We start from the raw sequence: 14,695 nt of genomic DNA, 5'->3' as shown, positions 1-14,695 counted from the left end.
CCTGCTGAAGGACGGCAAGGAGATTCAGTACCAGGGCCAGACCGGCATCGGCGCGTTCAACAAGAACAACGATCCAAGTTCCGCCAACATCGGCGTCTATGTCTTCAACAAAGACAACAAGCCAGTTTTCGACCATACCCAGTCCGGTGACGTGCCGACCGAGTGACGTCGTCCGCCAGTAGCCGCGCACAACAAGAGAGGAGCTTACGATGCGTGCTTTCACTGCCAAGAAGGATTTTAGAAAAACAACTATTGCGATTACCGCAGCCGCAGCGGCGATGACGATGCTGCTCGCCGGCTGCGGCTCGTCCGGCACGGCCGATTCGGCTGCGTCCGGCTCGTCCGGCAGCGCGAAATCCGATACGTTCATGGCGGCCGGCCTGTTCCCGCTGACCGGTTCCATGGCGTACCTCGGCCCCGCCAACATCGCCACCATGAAGCTCGCGCAGAAAGACATCAACGCGGCTGGCGGCGTGCTCGGCAAAGACATCGAAATCACGTCCGCCGACACGTCCGACGCCGACCATGCCGACCAGAACACCTCGTCCGCGCAGTCGGTGCTCGCCAAGAACCCGTCCGTCGTGGTCGGCCCGCCGTCCAGCTCCGTGGTCAAGAACACCTACAAGCAGGTGACCTCCGCCAAAGTGCCGATGATTTCCTCCGGCGCCACGTCCACGGCCTTCTCCGGCCTTAGCGACTACTTCTTCCGCACCATTCCGCCGGACACGGTGCAGGGTGCGGTCCTGGGCCAGATCATCGCCCAGGACGGCGTGAAGAACCTCGCCATCGCGGTCTTCAACGACGAATACGGCACCTCACTGCGTGACGTGGTCGTCAAAACCGTCGAAGACGCGGGCGTGAACGTCGTCTACGGCGAAAAGGACACGTTCGATCCGACCGAAACGAACTTCTCATCGATGGTCACGGCCATCAAGGCCACCAACCCCGACGCGACGCTCGTCATCGCCTTCGACCAGACCGTGCCGCTCGTCAAGGAGCTCGCCGCCCAAGGCCTCGACACCCACAAGCTGTACATGACCGACGGCAACACCGTCGACCATTCCGCCGACTTCGACGCGGGCCTGCTCAAGGGCTCCACCGGCACCATCCCAGGTGCCCACCCGACCGAGGAATTCCAGAAGAACGTCAAGTCCTTCAACGCCAAGGTCACCGATTTCACGTACACCGCCGAAACGTATGACGCGATCGTGCTGGCCGCGCTCGCCGCGCAGAAGGGCGGCGCCACGGACGGTACGACCGTGCAGAAGAACCTTATGGCCGTCTCCGGCTCCACCAAGGGCGAGGAATGCGATTCCTACAAGGCTTGCCTCGCCCTGCTGAAGGACGGCAAGGAGATTCAGTACAAGGGCCAGACCTCCATCGGCGCGTTCAACGACGCGCATGATCCGAGCTCGGCTTCCATCGGCGTCTATAAGTACGACGCCGACAACAAGCCGGTCTTCGACCACTCCCAGGAAGGTTCCGTACCGACGGCCTGATGCGCAACGTCTGGCCGTGCTGTCTGGCCGCACAATGAAAGAGACGGTGCGACGCAAGCGATGGCAATCGCAAGCGCCACGCCGTCTCTTTCATATGCGAAACGCGCGTTTGTCATGTCCAGAACGGGGGTTTACGGGGTGTTTCAGGCGGAGGCGAAGAGGGGTGGGATAGGTGCTGTCGACTGACGGCCCATATTGTGCAAACGATTGCGGAACATCACTCCAAACATATGTAAAATAACACTTAATATCGCGATTTGTTACGTCCTGACGTTGACGGGGAGAGAGGTGTTGGCATGGTCGGCATGCGCGACGTGGCGAAAGAGGCCGGAGTCTCGCTGAGCACGGTTTCGCTGGTGGTCAACAAGACCGGATACGTGTCCGACGACATGCGTGAGCGGGTCAACACCGCCATGAAGAAGCTCAACTACGTGCCGAATGAGCTGGCTCGCAACCTGTACAAGAACCGCACGAACCTGGTTGGTGTGATCGTGCCGACCATCCGCCACCCCTTCTTTGCCACCCTTACCGCGCATCTGCAACGCGAGCTGGCCGCGCAAGGACTGCGCACCATGCTGTGCTCCACCGCCGACGCGGAAAACGGCGAGGTCGAATACGTGGACATGCTGCGCCGTCACATGATGGACGGCATCATCGTCTGCTCGCACACCACCCATCCGAACGATTACTGGACGTCCATCCACCGCCCGATCGTCGCCTTCGACCGTGTGCTGGGCGGCGGCATCGCGTCGATCGGCTCCGACCATGAGCAGGGCGGCCGGCTTATGGCGCACATGCTGGTCAACACCGGCGCGCACCACGTGGTGATGATCGGCGGTCCGCGCGACCAGTTCTTCGATTTGGCGGCGCAAGGTGATGTTCCAGACGATTTCGATCTGCATAAGACGACGTTCCCCACCATCCGCTACTACCTTACGTTGGAGCAGGAGCTGAAGGCGGCCGGCGTGCGGTACGAGTATGTCGAGGCCGGAGCCGTGCAGGATTTCCAAGGGTACAAGAAAGCGGTGAACGATGTGCTCAACCGTATGCCGACGGACGGTATCGACGCAGTGATCAGCTCCGATATCGGCGCGGCGTTGTGCGTACGCGAAGCGATGCGCCGGCGCATCGTGATTCCGCGCGACCTGCAGATCATCGCCTACGACGGCACGTATCTGACCGACCTGGCCGGTATGAAAATGACCGCGGTGGCGCAGAATTTCGACAAAATCGCGCAGGTCGCGGTCGGCAATATCGTTCGTGCGATCGCCAAGGAAGGGGATGCCAAGGCAGATACGACAAGCGCCACGGGACGCAAGCCGTACGAGCCGGACGTGCTGATTCCCGTGACGCGCAAACTGGGCGATACCACGCGCTAAGCGGGCCGTATCGCCCATCATTGGACGGGCCGTTTTACCTGCTAAGCGGGTCGTTTCGCCTTATTCGTAATCGCCGGTCGGACCGATCTTCAACGCGTCCTCGTGCGTGCGGCCCGAATGGATCGCATCGTTGATCGCCTGGATCTCCGCCGCATCCACGGCAAGTGCGCGCCCGTCGATCGCGCTGATCGGAATCGACCATCCGCCGTGCGTCATGTACAGGCTGTCCGCTTCGCGCAGCTCGGCGATCGGCAGCTTCCTGTACTCCGCCTTCTTGCCCTCTTCGAGCGCCCAGGCGAACATTTCGCGCTGTGATGTGCCGTTCAGAATACCGATGCGCGGGTCGGGCGTGACGAACGTATCGCCATAGCGTGCCACAATCGACGAATTCGGGCATTCCATCGTGTAGCCGTCCTCCGTGAACAGAATCGCGTCGCCGACGCCACGGCGGGCGCATTCGCGGTGCACGGCGCAGTTGAACGCGTAGCTCAGCGTCTTCGCGCCGTTGAGCAGCCACGGGGCGCGTGCGGTGATGTCCGACGGGTAGCCGCGCGTCATCGAAGCCATGGTGATCGGCTCCAGCGAATGCAGCGTGCCCTTCGCGTCAAGGAAGATGTAGACGGTCGGCGTGCGGTCGGCCGCCTTGCCCACGCCGGTGTCCGGATCGAGACCACGGGAGACGATGATGCGCAGCATCGGACCGGGTTCCGGATTGTCATACTGGTCGATGACCAGCTGGACCGCGCGGGTGAGCGCGGGAATGTTCGGTTCCGGCATATCCACCAGGCGGGCGGAATTGGCGAGACGCTTCAGATGGTTCTCCAACGAGACCGGGAAACCCTTCCATACCGTGGTCGCTTCGAAAATGCCGTCGCCGCGCAGTGCGCACAAATCGAACGCGTTGATGATGGGATTTTCCGGATCGACGAAACGAACCAGATCCGCGTCGGGCGCCACGCCTGCGCCTCCGAATAGCGTCTTGCCGTTACCGACTGCCAGAACGATCGAACTCATGGGAACCTCTCTTCCGCGCTCCGCGTCTTTTGGTTGCCGCTTTATTGCTGTTGCGCTGTTGTGTTGCGTCAGCGTTCGCGTGCGTCTTCGGCGTCCAACCTAACCATGGTTTGTTTCCACTTGGCACCGCCAATTTGCAATGCGGAAACATACGCGTCATGAATCGCGCGGCTCCCGTAACGTTCGGCGACCAAGGTGAGGGAAAGCGACTCTGAACGTCCGTTTCTGCGGAATCTGATTTCGGGGTTCGTCGGCAGTTCGTTCGGAAAAGGCCGGACGGCGGCCGACGGGAAAGGTGAGCGCAATGGTGGATGGGATGTCCGATATGGGAACAACCGAACTTGGCGCGGCGAGCACGCCCGAACAGGCGCGCGCCGCGTTCCGTGACGGCCTGGTCCGCCCGACCTGCGGCATCGCGCAAGGCTACGCGCAGGCGAATCTGATGATTCTGCCCAAGGAGCAGGCATTCGATTTTCTGCTGTTCGCGCAGCGCAATCCCAAACCCTGCCCGCTGCTGGAAGTGATGGAGCCGGGCGTCACCGCACCCGTCACCGCGCCGGGCGCCGACATCCGTACCGACGTGCCGTTGTACCGCGTGTGGAAGCGTGGCGAACTGGTAGCCGAAGTGCCCGATATTCGCGAGTATTGGCGATCCGATTTGGTCACGTTTGTGATTGGCTGCAGTTTCACATTCGAGTTTCCGCTGATGGAGGCGGGCGTGCCGGTGCGGCACATCACGGCAGGCCGCAACGTGCCGATGTACGACACGTCGATCGAGTGCCGTTCGGCCGGCGCGTTCCATTCGACGATGGTCGTGTCGATGCGTGGCATTCCGTCTACGCAGGTGGCCGACGCATGCCGGATTTCCGGCTATTACCCGTCCGTGCACGGTGCCCCCGTATGTGTGGGCGACCCGTCCGCGATCGGCATCGACGACATCATGCATCCCGACTATGGCGATGCCCCCGTGTTGGAGCCGGGCGATGTGCCGGTGTTCTGGGCGTGCGGCGTGACCCCGCAGGCCGCGGTGATGGCGTCCAAACCGGAATTCGCGATCACGCACGCGCCGGGGCACATGTTCATCACCAGCAAACGCGATTTGGAATACATGGTGTGAGGCCGAGCGGCAGGTTGCGGGGCGCGGCATGAGATGCGTGCTGCGGCGACTGCGGCAGAAGGGACGTCGCGGCTGAAGAACGCTGCGACGGTAGAACGACGGAAAGGCGACGGAAGGAATGGAAACGATGGCTGTGCAGGAAACAGACGGAAAGCAGACGGCTATGCGAATCGATATGAACAGCGATATGGGCGAAAGCTTCGGTCGTTGGACGCTCGGCGACGACGAGGCGCTGCTCGACGTGGTTTCCAGCGCGAACGTGGCGTGCGGCTTCCATGCGGGCGACCCGTCCGTCATGCTGAGAACGTTGTCATACGCGGCGTCGCGGGGGGTAATGGTCGGGGCGCATGTGGCGTACCGCGACCTGGCCGGATTCGGGCGCCGCTATGTGGACGAGTCTCCCGACGAACTCAAGGCGGACGTGATGTACCAGATCGCCGCGTTGGAAGGCATGGCGCGGTCGGTCGGCGCGCAGGTGCGGTACGTGAAACCTCATGGCGCGCTGTACAACCGAATCGTGCGTGACGAATCGCAGGCCGCCGCCGTGGTCGAGGCTATCCGCAGCGTGGACGCATCGCTGGCGATACTGACGCAGCCGAGCGCCGTGGTCGGCCGCCTGGCCGCGCAGGCCGGGCTTCGTGTGTTCCACGAGGCGTTCGCCGACCGCGCGTACAACGCGGACGGCACGCTGGTGTCGCGCCGTTTGCCGGATGCAGTGATCGCCGATCCGGCCGAAGTGGCGGCGCGCGTGCTGCGCATGGTGTGCGAGCATGAGGTGGTGGCGATCGGCGGCACCGTGGTGCCGCTCAACGCCGATTCCGTCTGTGTGCATGGCGATTCGCCCTCGGCTGTGGCGATGGCGCGTGCCGTCCGCGCCCGCTTGGAGTCGGAAGGCGTTGCGATACGCGCGTTCGCAGGCGACGCAGCCGCATCGGCCGCGCGGGATTGAGGCGGTGGCGACATGCGATTCCTGACCTGTGGCGCGGACGGCATACTCGTGGAGCTCGCCGATTTGGACGAGACCCTGCGGGTGTTCGCCGCGTTGCAGAGCGCCGTGAAACATGCCGTGGAACAAACTGCGGAATCGCCCGAGCGGGCCGCACAGCCGAGCGCGACCTCCGTTTTCGCCGGCGTGAAACAACTCATTCCCGCTGCGCGCACCGTCTACGTCGCCTTCGATCCGCTGCTTTCGTCGCGTGTCGAACTGACCGCCGCGATTCGCGCGCTGAACGTTGCCGCCGACGTGGAACGGCATTCCCGAATCGTTGAAATTCCGGTGATTTACGATGGCGAGGATATGGCGGACGTAGCCGACCTGCTGGGCATCTCCGTTGACGAGGTTGTGCGCCGGCATTGCGATGCCGCCTGGTCCGTGGCGTTCGTCGGCTTCGCGCCCGGTTTCGCATACCTGACCGGCGGCGACCCGATATTCGATGTGCCACGCCGCAAAGTGCCACGGCTGAGCGTGCCCGCGGGCGCGGTGGGGCTTGCCGGCACGTTTTCCGGCGTGTATCCGCGCGTCAGCTCGGGCGGCTGGCAGTTGCTGGGCCACACGGAAATGCCGATGTGGGACGAGCGGGCCGACCCGCCCGCGCTGTTGCAGCCCGGCGACACCGTGCGTTTTACGCCCGTGCGTGACGCCGTTTCCGGCGGTTCGGCTTCTGTTTCTGCCTCTGTGTCCGATTCCGTTCAAGTTTCGCAGGCGCCAGATTCCATGTCCGTCTCGGCCTCGACTCCGGCTCTCGAAGTCCTCCGATCGGGCCTGCTCACCACCTTCCAGGATGATGGCCGTGTCGCCGCGAACATGGGCGTGACCGGTTCCGGCGCCGCCGATCGCACGTCTTCCCACTTGGCCAACGCACTGGTCGGCAACCCCGCTAATACCCCCGTGTTGGAAATCACCGGTGGTGGCGTGCGCATGCGTGCCATCGGCAGTGTGGTCGTGGCGGTGACGGGCGCTTCGGCGGATGTGACGATTACCGGAAGCCGGCAATCGCAAGATAGTCAAGGCGGCTCAAACGGCACGTTCACCCCAAATTCCCCCGGTGGATGCAGTGGCCGGACCGTCTTGAACGCATCGAACGATGCCGCCGACCGCACCACAATCGCCATGCAACAACCGGTTCTGCTGCGTGACGGGGACGTGCTGTCAATCGCCCCGCCGACCAGCGGCCTGCGCGATTATGTGGCCGTACGCGGCGGTTTCGGCGTCGCGACAACCCTCGGTTCGGCTGCAACGGACACGATGAGCGGCATCGGCCCGCGCCCGATCGCAGCCAAACAGCGGCTCGCCATACGTACCGCGTCCACGGCGTGCGATGCCGGCGTCGGCCTGCCGCAGCCATGGCCGACCGACCTGCCGAAACCCGGCAGACCTACGGATTTATACGTGCGATTGGGGCCGCGCGACGACTGGTTCACCGCAGCCGGCCTGTCCGCATTCCTGACGCAAACGTGGACAGTGACCGCGCAGTCGAACCGTGTTGGCCTGCGACTTTCGGGAGCGGCACCCGTGGAACGCACCGACACGCGCGAACTGGCCAGCGAGGCCACGCCATCCGGCGCAATCGAAGTGCCGACCAGCGGACAACCGGTCATTTTTCTGCGCGACCAGCCTGTAACCGGCGGATATCCGGTAATCGCCGTGCTTGAACCGGAATCGTTGGACGTGGCCGGGCAGTTGCCACCAGGCGCATGCGTCCGCTTCCACGTCGTTTCCGCCCATGCCACGTCTACTCCGCAACCTGCGTACCCCACCAAGGAGGTTCGATAATGCCATCCGCATCGACTGCACCATCCGCAACGGCGCTCCCATCCCCGTCGCCATCATTGTCGTCGCCATCGCCCGCAACCCCGAAACTACGGCGCATCCTCATCGCCAACCGTGGCGAAATCGCCATGCGCGTCATCCACGCCTGCCATGACACCGGCCGCATCGCCATCGCCGCCTATGCCGACCCCGACGCGGACGCGCTGTTCGTGCACGCCGCCGACGAGGCCTACGCACTGGGCGGATCCGACGCGCAAAGCACGTATCTCAACATCGCGGCCATCGTGGAAACCGCGCACAAGGCGCATGTCGACGCCGTCCACCCCGGGTACGGTTTCCTTGCCGAAAACGCGGAATTCGCGCAGGCGGTCATCGACGCCGGCATGACGTGGATCGGTCCGCAGCCCGCCACCATCCGCGCGCTCGGCTCGAAAGTCGAAGCGCGCCGCATCGCGGCCGAAGTCGGCGCGCCCATGGCCCCCGGCACCACGGAACCGGTGCACGACCCCGCCGAAGTCATCACGTTCGCCAAGGAACACGGCCTGCCACTGGCCATCAAAGCCGTTTACGGGGGTGGCGGTCGAGGTCTGAAAGTGGTGCACCGGCTGGAAGACGTACGCGAGGCGTTCGTATCCGCCACGCACGAGGCCGAGCTGGCGTTCGGCAACGGCGACTGCTTCATCGAACGATTCCTCGCCCGCCCGCGCCACGTCGAAGTGCAGATCCTCGGCGACGGCGCGGGCAACGTTGTGGCCGTCGGCACGCGCGACTGCTCGCTGCAGCGCCGCAATCAGAAACTCATCGAAGAGGCACCAGCGTCGTTCCTACCCCCTGAAACCACCCGGGCGCTGGAAGACGCGGCCGTCGCCATCTGCTCCCGTGTGCACTACGAAAGCGCCGGAACCGTTGAGTTTCTGGTCGATCCGGGCGGCACGATGTCGTTCATGGAAGTCAACACGCGTATTCAGGTCGAACACCCCGTCACAGAAGAGGTGACCGGCGTCGATCTGGTGGCCGCACAGCTGGCGATCGCCGAAGGCGCTCATGTCACCGACATTCCCGGCTTGGAACACGGCACCCCCGTTCCGCATGGGCATGCGATCGAGTTCCGCATCAACGCGGAGGATCCATCCCTTGGTTTCGTGCCGTTCCCCGGCATCGTCGACCGGTTGGACGTGCCGACCGGACCGGGCATCCGCTTCGATTCCGGCGTTGCGCAAGGCGGCGCGATTCCGGGGCAGTTCGATTCGATGATCGCCAAACTGATCGTCTCCGCGCCGTCGCGTTCGGCCTGTCTGACGCGCGCCCGCCATGCTTTGACGGAACTGGCGATTTCCGGTGTGCCGACGGTCCGCAAATTCGACCAGGCCGTGCTCGAACAGCCAGCTTTCGTGGCGACGGACGGCGATTTCGGCGTCTACACGCGCTGGATCGAAGAGGAATTCCTGCCTTCCGTGGACGTGCGCACGCTGGCCGACGGCAAACCGGGTCGCCGGGCCGCAGCGCCCGAACCGGTGGAAAGCTGGGTCGAGGTCGATGGCAAACGCGTGCGATTGGGCCTGCCCGCTTCGCTCGCCTCCGTCGCCGCGCTGGGCGCGGGGCTGGCCGGATTGGCTGGAGCCGGCGCAACGGGGGACCCTGCCCTCACGTCCGATTCTGGCGAATCGGTCATCCAAGCCCTGCTGAACGCCTATCAAAAGTCCGTTCCAGCAGGATCGGGCACGCAGACCGCCGCAAACTCGGATATCGCAAGCACCCAAGACACCCCTATCGAATCGACCATCACCGGCACGGTCGTCCGCTGGCTCGCCGATGACGGCGCGCACGTTGAGGAAAACGAGCCGATCGTCGTACTCGAGGCGATGAAGATGGAAACCGAAATCACCGCCCCCGTTGCCGGCATACTGCACCGATCGGCGCAGGTCGGCGACACCGCGCAATACGGCGACCCCCTCGGCGCCATCGGTTAACGCGGCGGCCGGCTGACACGGCTGCCGGCCGTCGGGTGAACCGCACGCCCCTTACATGCAACGCATCGCAATCGCAAAAACAAAACCCAGACCACGGAAGGAACGCAACATGAGCATGCTGGATTGGCGGTATTATCCGAAAATCGCGCGTATCGCACGCATGGCGGGAGCCGACGTCGGACGCGGTTCCGAAACGTTGATGACGTATTCGCGCGGCGATTTGTTCCGAGCCGCACGCCACTTGTCGGGCAGCAAGGAAGGTCGGCCCGCCCGCGCGCTGGTGGTCACCGGCTTCTACATTCCGAAGGCCGCGCAACCCGCTGCGGAAACGGACGGCCCGTTGGGTGCGCTGGAAGTATGCATGGCATTGCGTGCGATTGGCGGCGACGCATGGCTGGTCAGCGACGAATGCTGCGCGCCGGTGATTCGCCCGTCCGCATTGGGTTTCCTGCCGGACGACCACGTGCTGATCGCGCCGAATGCCAATCCCAAGGGCGGTTTTGACGCCTGGCTCAACGGCGTCATCGACCTTGCCAAAACCGAACATATCGATACGCTCGTCTACATCGAACGCGTCGGCCCGGCGCGCGACGGCAGCCCGCACAACATGCGCGGCATCGACATCACCGAATGGACCACGCCGCTGAGCCAGCTCACGCTGCTCGGCCTGCACACGATCGGCGTGGGCGACGGCGGCAACGAGATCGGCATGGGCCGTGTGGAGGACTACGCCATCGAAGGGGTGGTCGACCACGGCGAGAACATCGCCTGCACGGTGCCGACCGACCAGCTGGTGGTGGCCGGCACGTCGAATTGGGGCGCGCACGCGCTTGTCTGTGCGATGCGCGCGTTGGGCAGCAACGCCGTCGACCCGTATCTTGAACCGACGTGGCAGGAGCGCGTGCTGGACGTGATCGTCGAATACGGCGGCCTCGACGGCGTGCATATGACGAACGTGGCGACCGTCGACGGCCTCGAACCCGACCGTTACTTTAAGCAGGTCGGCCAGCTTACGGACTGCGCCCGCAGCTGAAGTCCTGTGCCCAAGGCTGAGGGCCCTGCGCTCGCGGCTGCCCCCGCATGTCCGTCGCTTTCGAATCGGGCGCCGGAGACATGCGCCGCGATTCGGCCGAAAGCCGGTTCGACACGCCCGAACACCGGTTGCGGTTTTGGTGTCGAGCCCCATTTTGCGGTAATATCGAACCGGTTCGACACAACCGTGGGAATGGCCGTAAGGACTCCCGCAAAGAATCTCGCAACGACTTTTTGGAACCGAAGGAGGCTCCATGAAAAACAAGGTGCAGCTCATCACTTACGCCGACCGCCTTGGCGACGGCACCATCAAGTCGATGACCGACATTCTGCGCACCCGCTTCGACGGCGTGTACGACGGCGTTCACATCCTGCCGTTCTTCACCCCGTTCGACGGCGCCGACGCAGGCTTCGACCCGATCGACCACACCAAGGTCGACGAGCGTCTCGGCAGCTGGGACGACGTTGCCGAGCTTTCCAAGACCCACGACATCATGGTCGACGCCATCGTCAACCACATGAGCTGGGAATCCAAGCAGTTCCAGGACGTGCTCGCCAAGGGCGAGGAATCCGAGTACTACCCGATGTTCCTCACCATGAGCTCCGTCTTCCCGAACGGCGCCACCGAAGAGGATCTGGCCGGCATCTACCGCCCGCGCCCGGGCCTGCCCTTCACCCACTACAAGTTCGCCGGCAAGACCCGCCTGGTCTGGGTCAGCTTCACCCCGCAGCAGGTGGACATCGACACCGATTCCGACAAGGGCTGGGAATACCTCATGTCCATCTTCGACCAGATGGCAGCCTCCCACGTCAGCTACATCCGTCTCGACGCCGTCGGTTACGGCGCCAAGGAAGCCGGTACCAGCTGCTTCATGACCCCGAAGACCTTCAAGCTGATCTCCCGCCTGCGCGAGGAAGGCATGAAGCGCGGTCTGGAAATCCTCATCGAAGTGCACTCCTACTACAAGAAGCAGGTTGAGATCGCATCCAAGGTCGACCACGTCTACGACTTCGCCCTGCCGCCGCTGCTCCTGCACGCGCTGAGCACCGGCCACGTCGAGCCCGTCGCCCACTGGACCGACATACGCCCGAACAACGCCGTCACCGTGCTCGATACGCACGACGGCATCGGCGTGATTGACATCGGTTCCGACCAGCTCGACCGCTCGCTCAAGGGCCTCGTGCCGGACGAGGACGTGGACAACCTGGTCAACACCATCCATGCCAACACCCACGGCGAATCCCAGGCGGCAACCGGTGCCGCAGCATCCAACCTCGACCTCTACCAGGTCAACAGTACCTACTATTCGGCGCTTGGATGCAACGACCAGCACTACATCGCCGCCCGCGCCGTGCAGTTCTTCCTGCCGGGCGTGCCGCAGGTCTACTACGTGGGCGCGCTCGCCGGCCGCAACGACATGGAGCTGCTGCGCAAGACCAACAACGGTCGAGACATCAACCGCCACTACTACTCCACCGCGGAAATCGACGAGAACCTCAAGCGTCCGGTCGTCAAGGCGCTGAACGCGCTCGCGAAGTTCCGCAACGAGCTCGACGCGTTCGACGGCACGTTCTCGTACACCGCCGACGGCGATGACTCCATCAGCTTCACCTGGCGCGGCGCCACCACGCAGGCCACGCTGACCTTCGAGCCGAAGCGCGGCCTGGGTGTCGACAACGCCACGCCGGTTGCCACGCTGGAATGGAAGGACGCAGCCGGCGCCCACCGTTCCGACGACCTGATCGCCAACCCGCCGGTCGCCGCCTAACGCCTGTTTTCTTGCGATTGCGCGCCGTCCGTTCCGTAGCCGTCTGCCGTACCGGCGGCGGTGGCTGGACGTGTTGCTATCGTAAGTTGCGTTGACGAATCGCCCGAATGCGCTGTCGCAGTGCGTTCGGGCATTTTTTGTATGCATTGCGATTCGGATACGTGCGTAGCATGGTATGCGCATGACCCGCATGTGAGATGAAGCAGAAAAGCTAAGAAAACAGCAGATATGACCGAAGACAATCAGAATAACGAATTCAAGCCGCAACCGCTGCCCGGCCAGGTGTTCATCCGCCCGGGCATCGACGATCGCCCCGATTATGAGAAGACCCTGACTCCCGAAGCGAAGGCGGCCATGCGCCGACTGACGGTGAAGCAGCACCCGCGTGTGCCGGAAGCGTCCAACGAGCGTCCCGAAACGCAGGTCGCGCGCATCGCCGCAGAAGGTGGCGCGCCTCTCACCGCCGCCGCGCATCTCGATGCGGCCGTGCCGAACCTCGAATCGTCCTTCCTTGACCTGCGCGACCCGATGACCGCGCCGGACGGCACTAAGCCAACCAAATCGCAAGCCAACCGTCTTACTGCCGGTTTCGCGCTCGGCTCGATGCTGTTCAACGTGCCGCTCGCGGCGCTCAACACCGTGCTCATGCCGCAATTCGTCTGCCGTCTCACTGCCGTCGACGGCACTAGCGGACTGACCCCGGCCAACGGCCTGAACAGCTCGTGCAACCTTGCTCTGCTTACCATCGCGGGCTTCGTGCTGACGTTTGTGATGAACGCGGTGATCGCGGTGGCATCCGACCATTCCTACTGCCGCTTCGGCCGCCGTACGCCGTGGATCATCGGCGGCAGCGTGCTTACGGCGGCTGCGGTAGCCATCATGGCCACCGCCGAAATTCTTCCACTGGCCGTGTTCTTCTGGCTGCTCGCGCAGATTGGCTATGCGATGGTCGCCATACCGTTCGCCGCCGCGTTCGGCGAACGCATTCCCGACAAATTCCGCGACCGTGCCGATTCGTGGCGTGGTAAAGGGCAGGCGTTCGGCGAAATGGTCGGCGTCATCGCTGCCGTGGCTGCCACATGGAACCTCGACGGCCTCGATTGGAGCGTCGGCACCACACGCACGGCCATCGTGGACTGTGCATGGGGCTTCCTCGTTGCGGCCATCGTCACATTGCTGGTCCTGCCGTTCGAATCGTCCAGCAGCTATTTACCCCGCCGAAGCGTGAAGCGGAGCGACTACTTCTCGCAATACCGCCCTCCGAAGGACGCGCCGAAGTTTTACGTGGCGTTTGTGGCCCGCATGCTGGGCGTCGCCGCCACCGTCGGCATCACCGTATTCCAGTGGTATTTGGCGCAATTCGGACTCGATAAAGCCTCCGTCGATAGCCGTTTCCTCGGCTTCCATGGCGCTGGTGCGGTTGTTGTGGCGATGGCCGTCTGCACGTTTGTCGGCGCGCTGGCCGCCGCGCTACTGCTCGGCCGCATCGCTCGCGCCGTTGACGATCTGCGTATGCCAGCCGTCGCATCCTGCGTGCTGTTCGCTGTCGCAGCCGTCCTGCCGTTGCTGATTGACGACCATATGCTGGCGATCGCGCTGTACGCGTTGCTTGCCGGTTTTGCGTACGTCGTGTTTGACAGCACCAGCCAAAGCCTCGGACTTGCGATTCTGCCGGACGTGCGTTCCGTCGGCCGCTCGCTTGCCGCCTACAGTCTGGCCAATACGATCGGCGCATTGCTCGGCGTAGCCGTCTGCGCGGTCGTCATCATCGCGACGGGCGTCTATCTGTCGATGTTCGCCGTCGCCGCGATCGCCATGCTGCTTGCCGCCGTTCTGACGCTTCCGCTGAAAAATGACGGAGCGTCAATCGAAAACGATTGAAAAACGGCGGAAAATAGTCAAAAAGGCGATTTGAAAAATAATTTAAGTAGACGTGTCCACATAGTGAACCTTTGGTAGGCGGGGGAGGTGGGCACGCCTACCTTTAAGGTTTAGTTCGAGCGGAAATCCCGCCCGGGGAAATGACTTTGCGAAAGGAGGTTCGCCACGATGAACGGAATGGTTGCACGCGTACTGCTGTCCGCACGAATTATTATTCCGCTTTCGTTGGCGGACTGATTCGAGCATAGCGGCTTCAATCCCTCG

General features: G+C 63.5%; 10 protein-coding genes. 9 read left to right on the top strand and 1 reads right to left on the bottom strand.

What is annotated here, in order from left to right; genetic code table 11:
- The first annotated feature begins 209 nt into the window (after positions 1–209).
- Positions 210–1,499, top strand: coding sequence for an ABC transporter substrate-binding protein (locus OU26_RS06665; protein ID WP_033499007.1), 1,290 nt, complete (start codon positions 210–212; stop codon positions 1,497–1,499).
- A 296-nt stretch (positions 1,500–1,795) separates the two neighbouring features.
- Positions 1,796–2,878, top strand: coding sequence for a LacI family DNA-binding transcriptional regulator (locus OU26_RS06660; protein ID WP_026647200.1), 1,083 nt, complete (start codon positions 1,796–1,798; stop codon positions 2,876–2,878).
- Positions 2,879–2,938: 60 nt separating this feature from the next.
- On the opposite strand, the gene OU26_RS06655 is transcribed toward OU26_RS06660, so the two are convergent.
- Positions 2,939–3,892, bottom strand: coding sequence for an aminodeoxychorismate lyase (locus tag OU26_RS06655; RefSeq protein ID WP_026647201.1), 954 nt, complete (start codon positions 3,890–3,892; stop codon positions 2,939–2,941).
- Positions 3,893–4,196: 304 nt separating this feature from the next.
- Here OU26_RS06655 and OU26_RS06650 point away from each other — a divergent pair, with 304 nt between their 5' ends.
- The 7 genes from OU26_RS06650 (at position 4,197) to OU26_RS06620 (ending at position 14,431) form a co-directional block, all read left to right on the top strand.
- The gene (locus OU26_RS06650; protein ID WP_026647202.1) at positions 4,197–5,009 is read left to right on the top strand and encodes a putative hydro-lyase; all 813 of its coding nucleotides are present in this window, start codon (positions 4,197–4,199) and stop codon (positions 5,007–5,009) included.
- Positions 5,010–5,172: 163 nt separating this feature from the next.
- Complete coding sequence (locus OU26_RS06645) at positions 5,173–5,958, top strand: 5-oxoprolinase subunit PxpA (protein WP_026647203.1); 786 nt, start codon at positions 5,173–5,175, stop codon at positions 5,956–5,958.
- 12 nt (positions 5,959–5,970) lie between these two features.
- Positions 5,971–7,782, top strand: coding sequence for a 5-oxoprolinase subunit B/C family protein (locus OU26_RS06640; RefSeq protein ID WP_081815691.1), 1,812 nt, complete (start codon positions 5,971–5,973; stop codon positions 7,780–7,782).
- Between the two features lie 125 nt (positions 7,783–7,907).
- Entirely contained in the window at positions 7,908–9,749 is a 1,842-nt protein-coding gene (locus tag OU26_RS06635) for an ATP-binding protein (RefSeq protein ID WP_051593014.1), read from the top strand.
- 109 nt (positions 9,750–9,858) lie between these two features.
- Positions 9,859–10,782: a DUF4392 domain-containing protein gene (locus tag OU26_RS06630; RefSeq protein ID WP_033499006.1), complete on the top strand. Its 924-nt coding sequence runs from the start codon at positions 9,859–9,861 to the stop codon at positions 10,780–10,782.
- 253 nt (positions 10,783–11,035) lie between these two features.
- On the top strand, positions 11,036–12,550 hold the full coding sequence (gene gtfA / locus OU26_RS06625) for a sucrose phosphorylase (protein WP_026647206.1): 1,515 nt from the start codon (positions 11,036–11,038) through the stop codon (positions 12,548–12,550).
- A 228-nt stretch (positions 12,551–12,778) separates the two neighbouring features.
- Positions 12,779–14,431: an MFS transporter gene (locus tag OU26_RS06620; RefSeq protein ID WP_026647207.1), complete on the top strand. Its 1,653-nt coding sequence runs from the start codon at positions 12,779–12,781 to the stop codon at positions 14,429–14,431.
- Positions 14,432–14,695: the final 264 nt, after the last annotated feature.

This window comes from Bifidobacterium ruminantium DSM 6489 (assembly GCF_000770925.1).
In the GTDB taxonomy this organism is placed as follows: domain Bacteria; phylum Actinomycetota; class Actinomycetes; order Actinomycetales; family Bifidobacteriaceae; genus Bifidobacterium; species Bifidobacterium ruminantium.
The sequence above is the reverse complement of the archived record's forward strand: the minus strand, read 5'-3'. Positions and strand labels throughout refer to the sequence as shown.